At 29.0% G+C, this 18,128-nt stretch carries 18 protein-coding genes; 9 read left to right on the top strand and 9 right to left on the bottom strand.

All coding sequences use genetic code 11. The features are described 5' to 3' along the window. Positions 1 to 163 precede the first annotated feature (163 nt). Positions 164 to 595 carry a Rieske (2Fe-2S) protein gene (locus KQS_RS02095; RefSeq protein WP_014387557.1) on the bottom strand — a complete coding sequence of 144 codons (432 nt, stop codon included), beginning with the start codon at positions 593 to 595 and terminating at the stop codon, positions 164 to 166. A 151-nt stretch (positions 596 to 746) separates the two neighbouring features. On the opposite strand from KQS_RS02095, the gene greA reads away from it, so the two are divergent. Then, positions 747 to 1,223, top strand: a complete 477-nt coding sequence (gene greA, locus KQS_RS02090; RefSeq protein ID WP_014387556.1) for a transcription elongation factor GreA — start codon at positions 747 to 749, stop codon at positions 1,221 to 1,223. Positions 1,224 to 1,289: 66 nt separating this feature from the next. Further along, positions 1,290 to 1,679 (top strand): HIT family protein, encoded by a 390-nt coding sequence (locus tag KQS_RS02085; RefSeq protein ID WP_041252172.1) that lies wholly within the window; start codon positions 1,290 to 1,292, stop codon positions 1,677 to 1,679. A 33-nt stretch (positions 1,680 to 1,712) separates the two neighbouring features. On the opposite strand, the gene KQS_RS02080 is transcribed toward KQS_RS02085, so the two are convergent. Next, positions 1,713 to 2,867, bottom strand: a complete 1,155-nt coding sequence (locus KQS_RS02080) for a sensor histidine kinase (RefSeq protein ID WP_014387554.1) — start codon at positions 2,865 to 2,867, stop codon at positions 1,713 to 1,715. Between the two features lie 155 nt (positions 2,868 to 3,022). Between KQS_RS02080 and KQS_RS02075 the strand changes: the two genes are divergently transcribed. From KQS_RS02075 to KQS_RS02045, 6 genes are all read left to right on the top strand, one after another. After that, positions 3,023 to 3,898 carry a flavin reductase family protein gene (locus KQS_RS02075; RefSeq protein WP_014387553.1) on the top strand — a complete coding sequence of 292 codons (876 nt, stop codon included), beginning with the start codon at positions 3,023 to 3,025 and terminating at the stop codon, positions 3,896 to 3,898. A gap of 12 nt (positions 3,899 to 3,910) precedes the next feature. Continuing rightward, the gene (locus tag KQS_RS02070; RefSeq protein WP_014387552.1) at positions 3,911 to 4,303 is read left to right on the top strand and encodes a DUF3127 domain-containing protein; all 393 of its coding nucleotides are present in this window, start codon (positions 3,911 to 3,913) and stop codon (positions 4,301 to 4,303) included. Between the two features lie 93 nt (positions 4,304 to 4,396). After that, positions 4,397 to 5,038, top strand: a complete 642-nt coding sequence (gene aat / locus KQS_RS02065) for a leucyl/phenylalanyl-tRNA--protein transferase (protein WP_014387551.1) — start codon at positions 4,397 to 4,399, stop codon at positions 5,036 to 5,038. A 742-nt stretch (positions 5,039 to 5,780) separates the two neighbouring features. Beyond that, the gene (locus KQS_RS02055) at positions 5,781 to 6,665 is read left to right on the top strand and encodes a sensor histidine kinase (RefSeq protein ID WP_014387549.1); all 885 of its coding nucleotides are present in this window, start codon (positions 5,781 to 5,783) and stop codon (positions 6,663 to 6,665) included. After that, positions 6,658 to 7,308 carry a LytR/AlgR family response regulator transcription factor gene (locus KQS_RS02050; protein ID WP_014387548.1) on the top strand — a complete coding sequence of 217 codons (651 nt, stop codon included), beginning with the start codon at positions 6,658 to 6,660 and terminating at the stop codon, positions 7,306 to 7,308. Before KQS_RS02055 ends, KQS_RS02050 begins: the two co-directional genes overlap by 8 nt. Before the next feature lie 93 nt (positions 7,309 to 7,401). After that, complete coding sequence (locus tag KQS_RS02045; protein WP_014387547.1) at positions 7,402 to 9,774, top strand: LamG-like jellyroll fold domain-containing protein; 2,373 nt, start codon at positions 7,402 to 7,404, stop codon at positions 9,772 to 9,774. A 170-nt stretch (positions 9,775 to 9,944) separates the two neighbouring features. Here the strand turns inward: KQS_RS02045 and KQS_RS02040 are convergent, their stop codons facing one another. From KQS_RS02040 to mutY, 7 genes are all read right to left on the bottom strand, one after another. Then, a complete protein-coding gene (locus tag KQS_RS02040) occupies positions 9,945 to 10,157 on the bottom strand; it encodes a VF530 family protein (protein WP_014387546.1) in 213 nt (70 codons plus the stop codon). Positions 10,158 to 10,251: 94 nt separating this feature from the next. Further along, the gene (locus KQS_RS02035) at positions 10,252 to 10,809 is read right to left on the bottom strand and encodes a DNA-3-methyladenine glycosylase I (RefSeq protein ID WP_014387545.1); all 558 of its coding nucleotides are present in this window, start codon (positions 10,807 to 10,809) and stop codon (positions 10,252 to 10,254) included. Beyond that, positions 10,802 to 11,452 (bottom strand): queuosine precursor transporter, encoded by a 651-nt coding sequence (locus KQS_RS02030; RefSeq protein ID WP_014387544.1) that lies wholly within the window; start codon positions 11,450 to 11,452, stop codon positions 10,802 to 10,804. The genes KQS_RS02035 and KQS_RS02030 overlap by 8 nt, the downstream gene beginning before the upstream one ends. Positions 11,453 to 11,455: 3 nt before the next feature. After that, entirely contained in the window at positions 11,456 to 15,235 is a 3,780-nt protein-coding gene (locus tag KQS_RS02025) for a TraB/GumN family protein (protein WP_014387543.1), read from the bottom strand. A gap of 82 nt (positions 15,236 to 15,317) precedes the next feature. Beyond that, on the bottom strand, positions 15,318 to 15,869 hold the full coding sequence (gene gldD / locus KQS_RS02020) for a gliding motility lipoprotein GldD (RefSeq protein WP_014387542.1): 552 nt from the start codon (positions 15,867 to 15,869) through the stop codon (positions 15,318 to 15,320). A gap of 114 nt (positions 15,870 to 15,983) precedes the next feature. Continuing rightward, entirely contained in the window at positions 15,984 to 16,394 is a 411-nt protein-coding gene (locus KQS_RS02015) for a single-stranded DNA-binding protein (RefSeq protein WP_014387541.1), read from the bottom strand. A 36-nt stretch (positions 16,395 to 16,430) separates the two neighbouring features. Then, a complete protein-coding gene (gene mutY / locus KQS_RS02010; RefSeq protein WP_014387540.1) occupies positions 16,431 to 17,468 on the bottom strand; it encodes an A/G-specific adenine glycosylase in 1,038 nt (345 codons plus the stop codon). A gap of 133 nt (positions 17,469 to 17,601) precedes the next feature. Between mutY and KQS_RS02005 the strand changes: the two genes are divergently transcribed. Then, positions 17,602 to 17,895, top strand: coding sequence for an HU family DNA-binding protein (locus KQS_RS02005; RefSeq protein ID WP_014387539.1), 294 nt, complete (start codon positions 17,602 to 17,604; stop codon positions 17,893 to 17,895). The last annotated feature ends 233 nt before the right edge of the window (positions 17,896 to 18,128 follow it).

The following is an 18,128-nucleotide window of genomic DNA, read 5'->3' as shown; positions in this document are numbered from 1 at the left end:
TAGTTGTGATGACTAACCTTTTTTTCATATTTTATTCAAAACTACTTTGCTAAAATTCAATTTTTAGAGTAGAATAAATTAACGCGCAAATAGATGTTTTATCGCATCAAACTAATACAAATGAGAACTTTTAGAACTATCTTGTTATTTTGCGAAGTTTATTTTAATTATAAACTCTTAAAGTTGTTGCATCAATCATCTGAACACGATACGTTTTCATAGGGTATTGTTTCCCTGATGCCAAACCAGTAAACAAACTGTAATTTGCGTCATCGCATGCACAAACAGCATTAATTCCATTAATCGTCATGGTTGAACAATCCGACAAAGACTGATTTGGACAAGCTGCATCATACGCTAAATAATTCCCGCTTCCCGCATTAAATACAATTACACCTCTAATTCCAGCACCAGCCGTATTAATATATACAGCATTTGATGGGTAAATTAAGGCGTTATATTGAGGTAAATTCATATTAACAGTAATGTCAAATGAATAATTAGGCAAATAAGGATTATTATTACTGTTCCCATTATCTTTATCACAAGAGGAAAACATTAAAATGTAAAATAAAATTATATAAAAATTTTTCATAGTGAATTTTTAAAGCTTTTTAAAAATCAAATTTAATTTTTATATTTGACAAACTAAATAAGTTAACAAAAAAATATAAATAAAATTGTATCTTTGTGAAAAGGAATCCCATCGGTATGGGATTTTTTCTATTTTATAAAACAATGTAGTTATGAGCACAGTATCTTATTATACAGCAGAAGGATTAAAAAAATTAAAAGACGAATTAGATCATTTAAAATCTGTTGAACGTCCAAAAGCATCTCAAGCCATTGCAGAAGCAAGAGATAAAGGAGACTTATCTGAAAATGCAGAGTACGATGCAGCAAAAGAAGCACAAGGATTATTAGAAATGAAAATTTCTAAGATGGAAGAACTAGTTGCAAATGCAAGAATTATTGATGAATCTACCTTAGACTTATCAAAGGCCTTAGTATTATCAACAGTAAAAATTAAAAATCAAGCGAATGGAATGGAACTAAAATACACTTTAGTTGCAGAAAGTGAAGCTGATTTAAAATCGGGTAAAATTTCTGTAACCTCTCCTATTGGAAAAGGTTTACTAGGTAAAAAAGTTGGAGAAATTGCAGAAATTAGTGTTCCAAACGGAAAATTAAATTTTGAAATTTTAGAAATAACACGTGACTAATTTAATGCAATGATTAGTCAATTGGTCAATGTGCCAAAAAATAGACTAATTGAAAATTTTAAAAAAATGAGTTCTATTTTTACAAAAATCATAAACGGAGAAATTCCGTGTTACAAAATAACAGAAACCGAAGATTTTATTGCTTTTTTAGATGTAAATCCAAATGCGAAAGGTCATGCTTTATGTGTACCAAAGCAAGAAATTAATAAAATTTTCGACATGGAAGAAGCGCTTTATCTAGGTTTAATGGCCTTTTCAAGAAAAGTTGCCATTGCTTTAGAAAAGACGGTTCCTTGTAAAAGAATTGGAGTTGCCGTTGTTGGACTTGAAGTCCCACACGTACACGTACATTTAATTCCACTTCAAGACATGGACGATATGCGTTTTCAGCGAAAAACGACTTTATCGCCAGAAGAATTTTCTGCTTTAGCTAATGAAATAGCTTCAAATTTATAATTAAAAAAGCCATAATTTAAATTATGGCTTTTTTTATACAGTTGCTTTCTTGAAACTCATTTGCATAGTAGTTCCTTTTCCAATTTCCGAATGTACTACTCTTATTTTTCCTTTGTGATAATCATTTACAATTCGTTTAGTTAAAGAAAGTCCTAATCCCCATCCTCTTTTTTTCGAAGTATAACCTGGTTCAAAAATCTTTTTAAATTTATTTTTTGGAATTCCACTACCTGTATCAATTATGGTAATATAAACAAGTTTTTCTCCTTCTACAATTTCAATAGACAATTCTCCTTTTCCTTTCATAGCATCGATGGCATTTTTAACTAAATTTTCAATAGTCCAACTATGTAAAGTAGGATTAATGTTCACCAAAATATTTTTTTCAGGAGCTTTAAAATCAAATTTAACCTGTTTTGAACTTCTAGATTGAAGATATTCAAAGGACCTTTTTGTTTCATCAACTATATCTTTAACCTCCAATAAAGGTTCAGAACCAATTTTAGAAAATCGATCAGTAATCGTTTGCAAACGAGTAATATCTTTTTCAATTTCTTCAATGGTAGTTGGGTCAATAGCTTCCATTTTTAACAATTCTAGCCAGCCAATCAAAGAAGACAAAGGTGTACCAATTTGATGCGCCGTTTCTTTTGCCATTCCCGCCCATAACTTATTTTGCGTTGCCATTTTAGTAGCCCGATAAAAATTGTACACAACACCTCCAAACAAAAAAGCAACTAACAATAAAGCAACAGGATAATACTTTAATTGATTCAACATTGGTGAATCGCCATAATATAATAATTGGTATTCTTTATCGGAAAGTTGAACTCTAATTGGTGCATTTTGGTTTTTAATTTTCAACAGAAATTCTTTTAGTTTCAAACTATCTTTAACTATATTTTCTTCAATATTTGCCTGATTTAGAATTGCACCGTTTTTATCAGTTAAAATTAATGGAATGGATTGATTATTAGATAAAATAAATAGTGGAAGATCAATATCCGTATTTTCATTTGCATTCATAATGCTTTTTTGAGCTGTAGCCCATAACTCCATTTTATTTCGTTCTTCGTCTTTAAAAATTTGAAAAAAGATATAAGTATTCCAAAGTATTAAGGAAGCGATTAAAAAAGAAGAAATAATGATTACCCAACGGGTCAAATTTCGCTTATCAGAAAATTGCATGAAATCAAATTTGAGTAAAAATAACGCTAATTTTGCTAAAAGTCAAAAGACAAAAGTCAAAAATTGGTTTAAAATTAAATTTACTTTTTAATTATACAATTGGGCATTATAAATTCATTTAATTTTAAAGTATATTTGCTAAAAAAATAACACACATGTTAAGTATTAATCCGAAAGAACTTGCTCCTGCAAAATTACAAGGGTATTTACAAACAGCTATTGCACCTAGACCTATTGCGTTTGCTAGTACCGTAGACGAAAATGGCAATCCCAATCTATCACCATTTAGTTTTTTTAATGTCTTCAGTAGCAATCCTCCTATTTTAGTTTTTTCTCCTGCTAGAAGAGTTCGAGATAATACGATAAAACACACTTTAATTAACGCCCAAAACACAAAAGAAGTAGTTATAAATGTTGTGAATTATGACATGGCACAACAAATGAGTTTATCGAGCACGGAATATCCAGATGGCGTAAACGAATTTGAAAAAGCAGGATTTACGATGTTAGCTTCAGATGTTGTACAACCATTTAGAGTTGCAGAAAGTCCGGTTCAATTTGAATGTAAAATAAATGAAATAATTGCCTTAGGCGATCAAGGTGGCGCCGGAAACTTAATCATTTGCGAAGTTGTGAAAATCCACATTCGCGAAGAAGTTTTAGGTGAAGACGGCATGATTGACCAACACAAAATCGATGTAGTTTCCAGATTAGGAAGCAATTGGTACAGTAGAGCCAACGCTGGTTTATTTGAAGTGGAAAAACCATTAACAACTTTAGGAATTGGTGTGGATCAAATTCCAGCTTTTATAAAAGAAAGCAACCATTTTAATGGCAATGATTTAGGAAAATTAGGGAATATAGAAAAAATTCCAACTGAAGAAGAAATTGCTATCTTTGTAAAAGAAAATTTTGAAGTCAAAGCTGTTTTAAGTGCTGACGACATAGATAAAAAATTCGAAAAAGCAAAAGAATATTTAGACCAAAATAAAGTATTAAACGCCTGGAAATTATTATTAGCAGAAAAATAAAATTAGAGTATTATGGAAGTAATTGGAAAAATCAAAGTAATTAACCCTACACAAGAGGTTAGTGCCTCATTCAAAAAAAGAGAATTAGTTGTAACTACAGAAGAGCAATATCCTCAACATATTTTAATTGAATTTACTCAAGCAAGAGTAGACGACTTAAACAATTATCAAGTTGGAGAACCAGTAAAAGTTTCAATAAATTTAAGAGGTAGAGAATGGGTAAACCCACAAGGAGAAACTAAATATTTCAATTCTATACAAGGATGGAGAATTGAAAAAATGGCTCCAGCTTCTTCTCAAACAAGTGCTCCTTCAGCTAACATGATGCCTCCAATGCCTGCAGCAGATGCATTTGAACCGGCTACTAATTTCAACGAAGAAGAACACGACGATTTACCTTTCTAAAAGTTAGAAATCAGAATTTAGAAGTCAGAAGTTTTATAATTTCTGACTTTTTCTTTTTCTAAATACTAATTTCTAAATTCTAAATTTAAAGAGATGTATTTTCTATCCAAAGAACTTTACTTTCCTCCTATTTCTGAAACCTCACCTGAAGGGATATTAGCTATTGGAGGCGATTTAAGTCCTGAACGTTTAATATTAGCTTACCAAAACGGAATTTTCCCTTGGTTTAATGATGACGAACCTATACTATGGTGGTGTCCAGAAGAACGCATGGTCTTATTTTTTGAAGACTTAAAAATATCAAAAAGCATGCGAAGTATTATAAATCAAAAAAAATTCAATGTCACTTTTAATACCGCTTTTAAAGAAGTCATTACCAATTGCAAAAAAGCAAATAGAAAAGACCAACAAGGCACATGGATTACAGATGAAATGGTAGCGGCTTATTGTAAATTGAACGAATTAGGTATAGCAAAAAGCGTAGAAGTTTGGCAAAACAATGAATTAGTGGGTGGCTTATACGGCATAGATTTAGGTCATGTTTTTTGTGGCGAAAGCATGTTTTCAAAAGTATCAAATGCTAGTAAAGTTGCTTTTATACATTTAGCCAAACAATTAGAGCATGCAAATTACCAATTATTAGATTGTCAAGTTTATAACGAACACTTAGAAAGTTTAGGTTGCGTGGAAATTGATAGAGAAGATTTTTTAAATATATTGAAAAACATCAATTAATTTAACAATAAATTGTTATTTTTACAATGTTTTTTATTAAATTAATAATATTTTACCCCCCTTTTTTAAACTGCAACCTAACTTCCAAAAATACCAATATGACAGATATAATCGTTTTTTCATTAAGTCTTAGCGGTCTATTATTTTTAATTTTTAATACAATTTTGTTTTTTACGAATAAAGAAATTCGGAAAAAAACTGGAAAAATATTTTTAACTTATTTACTTTCTCTTTGTGTTGTAGAAATAACTTGTCATATTATTGGTTTTTTATCTTACGGAAATAATTTTTTTATATCACACTTCTATTTCTACTTTCAATTATTGTATATCTCACTGCTGTACAGAAAATTAATTTTAAATAATTTAATTAAATCAGTTATTCTAGTTATACTCCTAATACAAACAATTATTTTAGGTGTTTTATACAGTACTGACCCTAATTCTTTTTGGGTATTTAACAATTATGAAATAATTTCAATTTCATTAATTTTGATTACCTATGCACTATATTATATTTTTTCAAATTTATCTACTGAGCATCGATATTTCAACTTTTCAATTGGTTTGATTCTTTATTTTGCTTGTAGTGTTGCTATTTTTTCTGTTGGAAATTTAGAATTAGTGCTATGTAAAGATCCTTATATAGATATTTGGATTTTCAATGTTATTTTCTTTATCATTTTTCAATTTTTTATACTGAAAGAGTATCTATTTTTAAGATCAAAAGACAACTGATTTAAATGAGTGCCTTGGTAAAATCTTTATTGCTTTTTATAGTTATTTTGTTTTTTATAAAACCTGAATTTATTTATGCGTTGAATTCTGACACCTTTTCTTCTACAACTTTAAAAACAATTGTAAAACAAGGAGATTCTATTTTTGAAAACAAAAGCACTATTTCCGATCAAACCATTAGAGAAATTAAGAAAAGTCAGATTTTACTACTTATTATCATTACATTTTTTGTGTGTGGTTTCTTATTCTTAATCTATCACTTAAAAAAAATAAGTATTATTAACCAAAAACTTGAAAACTATTCAAAAGAAAATGAATTCCTTATTAGCGAAACAAATCATAGAGTTAATAATAATTTACAACTCATTTCATTATTAATTTCTGAATCGTTACGAAAAAAACAAAATGAAAATAATAAAAATGACTTGATAAGTCTACAATCTAAAATTGACAGTATTGCTTTGCTTCACAGGCATTTATATAAAGACAAAAATGTAAACAAAATAAATTTGAGCAACTATTTAATTGAAGTAAAAAACAACTTTAATCAAATTGAAACTGAACAACAATTAAAATTAGATTTTCAAATTGATACGATAGAAGTTCATTCGGATAACGCAATGTATCTTGGCTTATTAATTACTGAATTGATAATTAACTCTATGAAATACGCTTTTGAAGAAAATCAAGCAAGAACGATTACTATTAGCATACTAAAAATGCAAAACAAGTTTACCTTTAACTATTCCGATAATGGACAGAAAAACAATTCTAAAGAAATACATCCAGTTTTAGTTGAACAATTGTGTCAGCAAATAGGAGTAAATCCTGTTATTATTATTAATAATGGTTTTCATTTAAATTTTACAAAATCAATAGAAAATGCCTAAAATATTAATTGTGGAAGATCAAGTCCTGATTGCTAATTATATCAAAAACATATTAGCTGATAACGAGATAACCGATGTTGAGCTAGCCTTTACAGTTGAAATTGCAACAGACAAGTTAAAAGTATATACACCTGATATTATTTTACTCGATATTAATCTTCACGGCAAAAATACTGGTGTTTTATGGGCAAAAGAATTTGTTAAAAAAGGTCAGATAATATTTATCACTGGACAAACGGAAAAAGAAACCATGCTGAAAGCATTTGAAGTGAACCCAGTTACTTATTTAACCAAACCAGTTAAGGAATCCGATTTAATTGCAGCTATTGAGTTGGCTAAGATAAAAAATAAAGTAAATTATGTTATTGTTAAAAATGGTTTTGACGAAGTTAAGTTGCATTTTGAAGACATCCTTTTTCTAAAAAGTGATAAAAACTATGTCGATATCCAATTGACAAACAAAACAATAACCGTACGTAACACATTGGATAACTTTTGCAAAGAACTAGACAATGATTTGTTTTTCAGAGTGCATCGTTCTTATGTGGTAAATAAATCTAAAATAACCCAAAAAAAATCATCTTCCATAAAGGTCGACGATTTTGAATTGCCAATTTCAAGAAATTTTACATTTGATTTTTAATTTCGTCCACAAATTTTTGCAAATCATCCCAACAAAATAATTAGTATTTATTTTAAAAATATTTTTGTTTCATAAACTTTAAATATTGATGGTATGAAACAAAAACTTTACTATTTACTATCCTTTTTCTGGATAAGTTATTTTTCTATTGGACAAAATGCAACACACTTAAATTTTGATGGCACAAATGATTTTGTACTTTCTACTAATCAAATTACTACCAATACAGAAAATCAATCGTATCAACTATGGTTTAGAATACCAGCATTACCTGCAAATAATGATCGTTTAATACAAAGAGGTAGTGACTCAACAGGAGGTTGGTCAGTTCAAATGGATGTTACTTCAACTGGTAAATTAAGTGCTGGAATTAGCGCTTCTCCTGATACCTTTATAACAGGAACTACTACATTAAACACAAACACTTGGTATTTAGCTACATTTGTCTTTGAAAACAATAACGCATTACGATTATATTTAAATGGAAATTTAGAAGCATCTATAGCAATAGGAAATAGAGTGTTAAGAAATTCCGATAATAAGTTAAGAGTTGGTTCAGGAAATATTGCAAGTGAATTTTTTAGAGGTGACATTGATGATGTAAGAGTTTGGAATATTGCCTTAACACAAACAGAAATAATGAATAGCATGAATTGTGAATTACAAGGGAATGAAACGGGATTAGCATTATATTATAAATTTAATCAAGGTGTAGATCAAGCAAATAATACAACAATTACAAATTCTTTAGATGCTACTACAAATAATAATAACGGAATTTTAACAAATTTCACATTAAACGGGACAACATCAAATTGGTTAGCAGGGTCTCCAATTTTTACTCCTGGAAACCCTATAGTTTCATCTCCAATTATTTACAATCAAGGGACTACAGCTTCTGTATTGACTGCAACAACAGGTTCAAATGGAACTGGATTAATGTGGTATACAACAGCAACAGGAGGAACAGGCTACACAACGGCTCCTACGCCAAACACAGCAACAGCCGGAACAACTTCATACTGGGTTTCTTCAACAAATGCAAATGGTTGTGAGAGTGCAAGAACTCAAATTGTAGTGAATGTAATTGTGGCTAATAATGAATGTTCTAATGCAATCAACTTAACTGTTGGGGCAAGTTCGTTTAATGATTTCCCTGTAAATGTTAATTTAACAACAGCAACTAATTCTGGTACTCCTACACCAACTTGTGGAAATTTCCAAGGAGGAGACGTATGGTATACAGCTACTATTCCAGCATCAGGCAACATAGTAATTGAAACTAACGGAGCTGGAAATTATGATACAGGTTTAGAAATTTATTCTGGTACTTGTGGCACATTCTCTTTAGTAACTTGTGATGATAATACTGGAAATAATGATTATTCAAAAATAATTTTATTAGGACAAACACCTGGAACGGTTTTATATATTAGAGTTTGGGAAAATTTCTGGGGAAATTCAAATGCACAATTCCAAGTAGCAGCTTATGATTATGTAGTTCCTGCTACCCATTTAAAATTTGATGGAACAAATGATTTTGTACTTTCTACTAATCAAATTACTACCAATACAGAAAATCAATCGTATCAACTATGGTTTAGAATACCAGCATTACCTGCAAATAATGATCGTTTAATACAAAGAGGTAGTGACTCAACAGGAGGTTGGTCAGTTCAAATGGATGTTACTTCAACTGGTAAATTAAGTGCTGGAATTAGCGCTTCTCCTGATACCTTTATAACAGGAACTACTACATTAAACACAAACACTTGGTATTTAGCTACATTTGTCTTTGAAAACAATAACGCATTACGATTATATTTAAATGGAAATTTAGAAGCATCTATAGCAATAGGAAATAGAGTGTTAAGAAATTCCGACAATAAGTTAAGAGTAGGATCAGGAAATATTGCTTCTGAATATTTTAATGGAGAAATTGATGAAGTTCGTGTTTGGAATGCTGCATTAACTTCTACCGACATTTTAAACACAATGAATTGCGAATTACAAGGCATTCAAAATAACTTAAAAATTTATTATAAGTTTAATCAAGGTTTTGATAGTATAAATAACAGTACTGTAACTTCTGCAACTGATAATTCTGGGAACACAAACAATGGAACATTAACTAATTTTACTTTAAATGGAGCTACTTCTAACTGGAAAGCTGGATCTGTTATGACAACTGGTACTACTTGTACAACTTTAGGTAATCCTGATTTTGTAAACAATAGTAGTGAATTAAAAATTTACCCTAATCCATCAAATGGTTATTTTACAATTGAAACTGAAGAGGAATTATCAATTACAGTTTATGACTTAATAGGAAAATTAATTTACACAAATAAAGCTAAAATTGGGATCAATCAAATCGATCTAAATAATTTTGAAAATGGCATTTACATACTGAATCATATTGATAATATTGGAAACAATAATTCAATTAAATTAATAAAAAATTAATGAAATACTTAATTATTAAATATAGACTTGAATTTTTTTTAATGCTATTGTATTTATTATTAGCTGGAATTACAGTATATATTTATTATTTATAAAAAAAGAGGGGCAGTTTTAGACTGCCCTCTTTTTATTTATTTAAGTTCTTAATACCAAACAATATCTAAATCCTATTATTTTTCAATTCTATCCTGAAATTTCACATATAAATCTTCTACTTTTTTTCTCGCCCAAGGTGTTTTTCTTAAAAAAGTCAAACTCGATTTTATAGATGGGTTACTTTTAAAACAATTAATTGGAATTAATTCAGCCAACGTATCAAAACCAAAATAAGCCACAAGTTTTTCGACAATATATTGCAGTGTTTTACCGTGAAGTGGATCCATATCGCTATTAAATTAGAAGTTAGAAAGGTTTTGAGTAAATTTAAAATTTAGAAATCATAAACTGGAAACTGAGGCTATTTTCTGAGACTAAAAACTAACCTCTAGTCCAACAATCTTCCACATGATCATTTATCATTCCTGTTGCTTGCATGTGCGCGTAAACAACTGTTGAACCCACAAATTTAAACCCTCGCTTTTTCAAATCTTTACTCAATTGATCGGAAACTTCAGTTGTAGCGGGAACATCTTTTAATGTTTTAGGGCAATTATCAATTGGTGTTCCATTAACAAAACCCCAAATATAGTTGGAAAAACTACCAAATTCTTTCTGTACTTTTATAAAAGCTTGCGCATTAGTTACAGCAGCTTTAATTTTTAATTTATTACGAATTATTCCAGTATCTTCACATAATACTTGAATTTGCGCATCTGTAAATTGGGCTACTTTATGCACATCAAACTTTTTGAATGCTTTTCTAAAATTTTCTCTCTTCGCTAAAACAGTATACCAACTTAAACCCGCCTGAAACGTTTCTAGAATTAGAAACTCAAAAATAGTAGCATCATCATATACAGGTTTACCCCATTCCTTATCATGATAATTTCGATACAAATCATCTTTTTCACACCAAGCACATCTTGTTTTACTCATTGTTATGAATGTATTTTTCAATTAAATAATGACCTAAATAAATTAAAGGTGTTAGTAATATTGCAATTATCAACTTAAAAGCATAACCTGTAAAAGAAAATTCTACATATTGAGATGTTGTCCAAATACCTGGCAAATAAAAAGCAATTCCTCCTACCACAAAAGAATCTATTAATTGCGAAAGTACAGTTGAACCTGTACTTCGCAACCATAACATTTTATCTCCTGTTTTTTCTTTGAAGTAATTAAAAAAAGTAACATCTAAAAATTGAGCCACCAAAAAAGCTGTAATCGACCCGATAATAATTAAACTACTTTGACCAAAGACTTGATTAAAAGCTTCATTACTAACCGGACTTATTCCTTTTGCTTCAGGAATTTTCATTGCAAAATATAGAATTAGAAAACAATAAGATATCAATCCGGCAGTGATTAAGCTTAAACGTTTTACCCCTTGTTTTCCAAAATATTCATTGATTAAATCGGTCACAATAAACACAATAGGCCAAGGCAAAATCCCCATACTCAACACAAATGGTCCAACTTGTATTAATTTCCCACCTATAAGTTCTGCAGTTACAGCGTTTGTAATAAAAATACCTGCAAGAATTACATAAACAATTTCCTTCTTGGTTCTTAGCATATATTAATATTCTTCGTCATAATATTCATCCTCAGTATAGCCAGTAGTATTGCCTTGTTTTTTTGCAAAATTAACTCTTAGATGATTATCATTTAGCGATTTATCAATTAACATTTTAATATTTTCCTCAATCTCTTTTTCTTCTAAAAAACGTTTAGAATCTAATTTCATAAACGCTTTTAAATTTAGACGTTCTTTATCTTCAATAAACGCAATTCCAGAAATATTTTCCGACTGAGAGGCATAAGAATCTTCCTCGATATTTACATTTTTATAAAAGAAATATACAATCTTTTTATCTTTAAAAATTAACTCTCTTTTTCCTAAAAATACAATGGAATCTTTTTTGTCTTCAACATCTTCATAATAATCAATGGCTGCTTTAACAATTGTATCTTGAGTATATTTATCTAAAATATCAAATTGTTTATTATGATATAACATTTGGAAAGCGCTGTATCTAGTTTTAGGGCTTTCAATTAATTTTAGCGCTTCAGATTTATCTAATTTTTTATTTTTAGCTAGCTCTTTATTTGCAAGTGCAACATTTAAATCATCTATTTTTAAATCTTGTGCTTTTTGAAATAATTGATTTACTTCTTTATCGTTTTTATAAGCATACAAAATTGACAAATAACTATCTAAGTCTTCTATTGGCGCTTCGTCATCATAATCATAGTCGTCTTCATCTTTAGATTCTTGTTTACTTTTCCAACTAAGAAGTCTCTTATACTCAAGTTTAGCATTAGTAACTAACATCTTTTTATAAGATTTAATCTTTTTAGCATGAACTTTTTCTGATTCTAATAAAGTTTTCACAAAATCTACTACTGGTTCATGATATTCTTTTATACTATAATACTCTAATACTTGAGGATAAAGAGTATGTGAATTTTCAATATCATATGTAAACATATTAAACAATCCAGAAATCTCATATTTATTATCAGATATTGGTAAATCATAGTCTAATAATTCACCTATTTTCTTATAAGCTTCTTTTGTTTTTTGAGAAGTTAACGCACGTAAAACAGCAAATTGAATTGATGTATTTACATTTTCTTTTTTATAAGCTTGTTCTAAATACGGAATGATTTCTGAGGATTTTATTGAACCTATTTTTTCGTAAATATCAGCAACTAATTCTTGTTCATCACTTTTAAAATTAAAATTGGCTAATATTTCTTTCAGTTTAGGAAAATCTTCTTTTTCTACAGTTAAGTTATCAAACGATTTAATTGCTGAAATTCGAATACTATCGTGTTCACTATTTAAATCTTCTTCAAAGAATTTTAATTTATTTTCAAAAACAGTTCTTGAAGGTACATTTTCATCTACTTTGAAAGAAGTAAATACTTTTTCAACAAAAGGATCATCGTTTTTATAATTTTTATCAACTAATGTTTTCAACATGTACGTTTCGCCCTTTTTAAGCACAACTTTATATTTTATAGCTTGAGTTGACTTAGGTTTTGTTGCTAAAACTTCATAAACAAAATAATCATTTTTAGCATCTGAAGTTATTTTTTCGTTGATTAATTCTAATTTTTCTTTAGAAACTAATCCTAATGTTTTTTCCCAAGTTGAAGAGGCATAATCAATAGGATCAAATTTATTATCTTTTTTATTATCAACTTCTGTAGTTACATTTGGAACATAATTATTATCAATAGCAGCTGCTTCAACAGCAACGGCAATATCTTCAACGCCATCACCTCCAACAACTTCATCGTATTTTTCTGATTCAAAATCAGTTGCTAAATTTTTTCTCAAATTAGCATATAAAGAATCTATTGCTTTATAACTTTCATAACGATGAGAACCATAATAATTTAATTCAACTAAAGTTTTATTTGGTGAGAAAAACTCATAGGATTTATTTTTTGGCAAGAAATGGTTTTTCTTTTTTTCATCATAATCGTATCTGTTCTTTCTGTCAAATTTAAAATCTAAATATTCGTTTTCTTTTTTAGGAACTTCAACAGTAAAATAGGCCGTTGAATCCTTAAAAACTTTGTATTGAACATTAGTAACATGAGGTTGAATAGAGAAAGAATTAAAAAACTGATCTACTTTATTTTTAGAAGCATTTCTAGCACCAAGCAAATAATATTTATTGCCTTTTAAGACAGATTTCAAATAAATTTGCTGTTCTTCAATTGGGGCTTGCGACACAAATTCATATTTTTTAGCATCGAAATGTGTTTTTGTAGAATCTAAATCATGTTGGTTATAATATTCATAATGCATGCGCTTTAATTCAAATTCTGAATCCTCCAAATTTGAATTATCTAATATCGATTTTTCAACAACAAAATAAGTTGCTTTTTCTTGCTCATCATAAGCATATAATTCCACATCATTTAATTGCTTATTTTCTTTTTTATTTCCAACTACAACATTATAGGAAGGAACTTGAACTTGAAATCCTCCTTTATAAGGCAAAATAGTTTCCCAATCTTGTTTGTAATTTTTAAGCTTGATGTTATTATAAACCTCATCTTCATATTTACGAACATAATCGCCTTCCCCACCCATAATCACAGCAATTATTTCTAATGGAGTAATATAATATCTATAGCGTTGCGCTTTACTTGTTTTAGTTTTACTTTTTATATCATAAACTAAATAATTTTTTTCAGAAAATGTTTTCTTTTCTAAAATTTCACCTGGAATATTTTCAAAAAACAAACTATCTAATGTTTTAGGATTAAAGAATTTATCTTTTTTATTTACATAATCTTTAATCAATAATCGTTTTACATTTATAAAACCTCCATTTGCCAAATCTGGAGATTCCATATTTTCTCCACTTTCAAGTACTAGTGGAAACAAAGGCAACGTAATCATACCATCTGATGATGATTTCACTTGTAAATTAGGTTTAACAAAGAACTCCTCGATCTGTTTTTTTAAATTTTTTCCTTTGTCTGTATATTCACTTATGATTGGTTTAACCGTGTAACCTTTTCTTCTTAAAATTTCAATCATTCCATTTTTACCAGGTAAATGCGCTGCTCCAACTGCACTAAATAAGCTACCCGTTTTCATAATAGAATCCATGCTTTTTGCCATAGTTTCATTTCTATCATACAACATAGCCTTCATGTAGGATTTGGGTGAAGAAAGCACATTTAATGTATCGATTAAATCTAAATCTTTTTCACGATAAGCATCTGTTAAAACATCATTATAAGATCTTTTTTTAAGAATTTTTAATAGTACTTGCTTATTCTTATCTACTTCTTTAACATCCATTTCTGCTTCAGCTTTCATGATATTTAAAGTAGTTTTTTTAACATCTTCAAGTCCTAAGGTTTTTTTTCCATACTTTTTTCCCGTTCTATAGATAAACATATCTAAATAGGTCTCCTCCTGATACTCTTGATTCGCTTCATTTGTTCTTGATAGCAAACTAATTAAATTATAATTGGTACTTCTAAACAAAGGATAAAGATTGTCTTTTTTTACAGGCTGTGCATAAAATCTTGAATAGAAAGGACCATACTGATATATTCCTTGATAAAAACTAAACAAATCATATAATTCAGTCCAAGTATTGGGTTCACTTTCATTAGCAATGAAATCAGAAGCCATTAATTTTTCAAAAAAAGCATCAGACAAATGATACGAAACCTTTTCACTAACGTGCATAGTTCCATACATATATGATTTTTTTGTCAAACCATTACCAGAAATTTCCCAGAATAAGCTTTGGTATTTTTTCTCTTGGGCAAAAGCAGAAAGTGTCAAGAATGACAACAAAAATAAAATTCTTTTCAAAACAATGTTTTTTGGTTATTAAACACCAAATATATGCAAATGAAAAGGATTTTAAATAAGTATAAAAGAAATAATTTTCAGACTATTTCCACTTTAAGGATTCCATGATTTGTTTCATGTCATTTTTTATATAATCTGCCGCAGGTAAAATAGAATCAAAATTTGGTTTTGCATAAAAATACATGCTTCCCACTAAGAAATTTTTTGTACTATCAGTAGCATAAAACTGAGCATTAGTTGCCGCATTACCACCTACTTGATAAAACATTCCATAAACTTTTTTTGAAGGATTCACATAAGGTTGCTCAGCAATATCATTTGCTTTAATCACATGTTCATAGGTTAATTTTTGAGCATCTATTAATAGTTTCTCTAAGTTACTATTAACTTTTTTATAGGTTAAATACACCGTTGCTTTCATTTTAGGATAATGCAATTCCAAACCACAATCAGCGGTTTGTTTTACTTTAACAACTGTATTTTTATCAAATGTAAATGGGCAATCGTTTGCAAACGATTCGTATTTGGCTGGCGGATATTCTAACCTTAATTGTCCTTTTGGTTTTGGTTTAGTATCTTCTCCACAGGAAATAACAGCTACAGATATTAGTAAGAAAAAAATATATATTTTCATTTTAAGCGAATTGATTTATGCAAGCAAATATACTAAAAACATTAGTTATCTAAAAAGAAAGAGAATAGTCACAACTAACGACTATTCTCTTTCTTTATCATATGAATTAAGTACCTAACTTCCTAAATCTTCAAAATTTACATCATTTGAAGGCGGATTAGATGGTGCTTTTGACAATTCAGTATCTTTTTTAGTATTTAAAAAGGTAAATTCAGTTACTTGAATTTCAGTAGTATACTTAGTAGTACCATCTTCTGCTTGCCATTGACGCGATTTAATTCTACCTTCAATGTATATTTTATCACCTTTAGATAAATATTTTTCACATAATTCAGCAGCTTTGTTTCGCACAACAATATTATGCCATTCAGTAGAAGTTATTTTTTCACCAGTAGATTTATTAATGTAAACCTCATTTGTTGCAAGCGGAAATCTTCCTATACAATTTGTTGCATCAAAATAATGCATTTTTACTTCGTCTCCTAAATGTCCTATTAGAATAACTTTGTTTAACGTACCGTTCATGGCTTATACTTTTTATCAAATTTAGTGAAAAATTATCTATAACACAATCTTTTCAATAAATTTATGCAAGACTATTGGAAAGGGCAACTTTTTTACTTCTTCCAAAGGGATTGCAGCTGTATTGATTTCATTTACTTTTAAATGATAAAATTTTATAACTAACTGTTGATGCGAAAGCTTATGCACAACATCAAAATGATTTAAATAACTCAATGATTCAATTTGATAGTTTTCATATTTATTTAAAATCATTGGTTCAATTTCTTCTGGTTTTAATTCAGCATCAACCTCCAACAAATCAAATTGATATAAATTTTTCCAAATGTCTTGCTTTTCTCTTTTAGATACTAGAATATTACCCTTTAAATCTTCAACTATAACATAATATAAAAATCGCTTTTTAACAGCAACTTTCTTCAGTTTAATGGGTAATTCATTTACTTTATTTAATCGTAAAGCCTCGCATTTCTCATTAAAAACACACATTTCACAATTTGGATTTTTAGGTATACATTGCAATGCCCCAAATTCCATAATCGCTTGATTAAAATCAGAGGCAAATTTTACATCCATCAACGCTAAAGCGAAATCGAAAAAATAAGACTTAGAAGTTGTTTTAGAAATATCATATTCAATATTAAAAATTCTAGCTAATACTCTAAAAACATTACCATCTACTACTGCTACAGGTTCATTTGAGGAAAAAGAAGCAATTGCAGCAGCTGTATAAGACCCAACGCCCTTTAATTTTAACAACTCTTTGTAAGCTGTAGGGAAAACCCCTTCATAATTTTCCACTATATATTTAGCGGTGTAGTGCAAATTTCTTGCTCTTGAATAATAACCCAATCCTTGCCAAAGTTTTAAAACTTTTTGTTCTTCAGCAAATGCCAAATCAAAAACCGTTGGAAAATTTTCTACAAAGGCCTGATAATAAGGCAAACCTTGATTCACCCTTGTTTGTTGCAAAATAACTTCCGAAAGCCAAATTTTGTATGGATCAGTTGTTCTTCTCCAAGGCAAATTGCGCTTATTTTGGTTGTACCAATGAATTAAAGTTGTTGAAAATTCCATATAAAAAATTAGAATTACAAAAATAATTCATTTATGTAGTTAAATTTTAATCCATTATGCTTGAATTTATGTTTTTTTAATTTGTATATTTGCACTCTCAAAAAAAAACACATAAATATTAATACGAAGAAAAATGACGAAAGCAGACATCGTAGCGAAAATTTCTGAAAAATTAGGACTTGAAAAAGGAGACGTTCAAGCGACAGTAGAATCATTCATGGAAGAAGTTAAAAATTCTTTAGAAACAGGTGATAACGTATACTTAAGAGGTTTTGGAAGCTTTATCATTAAAACGAGAGCTGAGAAAACTGGAAGAAACATCTCTAAAAATACTACAATTAAAATTCCCGCTCACAACATACCTGCTTTTAAACCAGCTAAAGTATTTGTAGAAAGCGTAAAAGAAAAAACTGAAGTTACAGTATAACATTATTATTAATTAAAAAACTACACATTATGCCAAGTGGTAAAAAAAGAAAAAGACATAAGGTAGCAACGCACAAACGTAAAAAAAGAGCAAGAGCTAACCGTCATAAAAAGAAAAAGTAGTTTAAAACTACTTTTCTTTTTTTAAAAGAAAATCGTTCATTGAAAAGACTACCTGTTTAATCAGTAGTCATCGGGTTTTACTACCTGTAAAAAAATGTTTAATCCATTTGT

It is taken from the genome of Flavobacterium indicum GPTSA100-9 = DSM 17447 (assembly GCF_000455605.1).
GTDB lineage: Bacteria > Bacteroidota > Bacteroidia > Flavobacteriales > Flavobacteriaceae > Flavobacterium > Flavobacterium indicum.
The sequence above is the reverse complement of the archived record's forward strand: the minus strand, read 5'-3'. Positions and strand labels throughout refer to the sequence as shown.

What these genes read in the sequence shown, in the direction of transcription:
- KQS_RS02095 (WP_014387557.1), bottom strand. Translation starts at nt 595, where the DNA reads ATGAAAAATTTTTATATAATTTTATTTTACATTTTAATGTTTTCCTCT.
- KQS_RS02070 (WP_014387552.1), top strand. Translation starts at nt 3,911, where the DNA reads ATGGAAGTAATTGGAAAAATCAAAGTAATTAACCCTACACAAGAGGTT.
- aat (WP_014387551.1), top strand. Translation starts at nt 4,397, where the DNA reads ATGTATTTTCTATCCAAAGAACTTTACTTTCCTCCTATTTCTGAAACC.
- KQS_RS02040 (WP_014387546.1), bottom strand. Translation starts at nt 10,157, where the DNA reads ATGGATCCACTTCACGGTAAAACACTGCAATATATTGTCGAAAAACTT.
- KQS_RS02055 (WP_014387549.1), top strand. Translation starts at nt 5,781, where the DNA reads ATGAGTGCCTTGGTAAAATCTTTATTGCTTTTTATAGTTATTTTGTTT.
- KQS_RS02075 (WP_014387553.1), top strand. Translation starts at nt 3,023, where the DNA reads ATGTTAAGTATTAATCCGAAAGAACTTGCTCCTGCAAAATTACAAGGG.
- KQS_RS02015 (WP_014387541.1), bottom strand. Translation starts at nt 16,394, where the DNA reads ATGAACGGTACGTTAAACAAAGTTATTCTAATAGGACATTTAGGAGAC.
- KQS_RS02005 (WP_014387539.1), top strand. Translation starts at nt 17,602, where the DNA reads ATGACGAAAGCAGACATCGTAGCGAAAATTTCTGAAAAATTAGGACTT.
- mutY (WP_014387540.1), bottom strand. Translation starts at nt 17,468, where the DNA reads ATGGAATTTTCAACAACTTTAATTCATTGGTACAACCAAAATAAGCGC.
- KQS_RS02080 (WP_014387554.1), bottom strand. Translation starts at nt 2,867, where the DNA reads ATGCAATTTTCTGATAAGCGAAATTTGACCCGTTGGGTAATCATTATT.
- KQS_RS02035 (WP_014387545.1), bottom strand. Translation starts at nt 10,809, where the DNA reads ATGAGTAAAACAAGATGTGCTTGGTGTGAAAAAGATGATTTGTATCGA.
- KQS_RS02085 (WP_041252172.1), top strand. Translation starts at nt 1,290, where the DNA reads ATGAGTTCTATTTTTACAAAAATCATAAACGGAGAAATTCCGTGTTAC.
- gldD (WP_014387542.1), bottom strand. Translation starts at nt 15,869, where the DNA reads ATGAAAATATATATTTTTTTCTTACTAATATCTGTAGCTGTTATTTCC.
- KQS_RS02045 (WP_014387547.1), top strand. Translation starts at nt 7,402, where the DNA reads ATGAAACAAAAACTTTACTATTTACTATCCTTTTTCTGGATAAGTTAT.
- KQS_RS02030 (WP_014387544.1), bottom strand. Translation starts at nt 11,452, where the DNA reads ATGCTAAGAACCAAGAAGGAAATTGTTTATGTAATTCTTGCAGGTATT.
- KQS_RS02050 (WP_014387548.1), top strand. Translation starts at nt 6,658, where the DNA reads ATGCCTAAAATATTAATTGTGGAAGATCAAGTCCTGATTGCTAATTAT.
- greA (WP_014387556.1), top strand. Translation starts at nt 747, where the DNA reads ATGAGCACAGTATCTTATTATACAGCAGAAGGATTAAAAAAATTAAAA.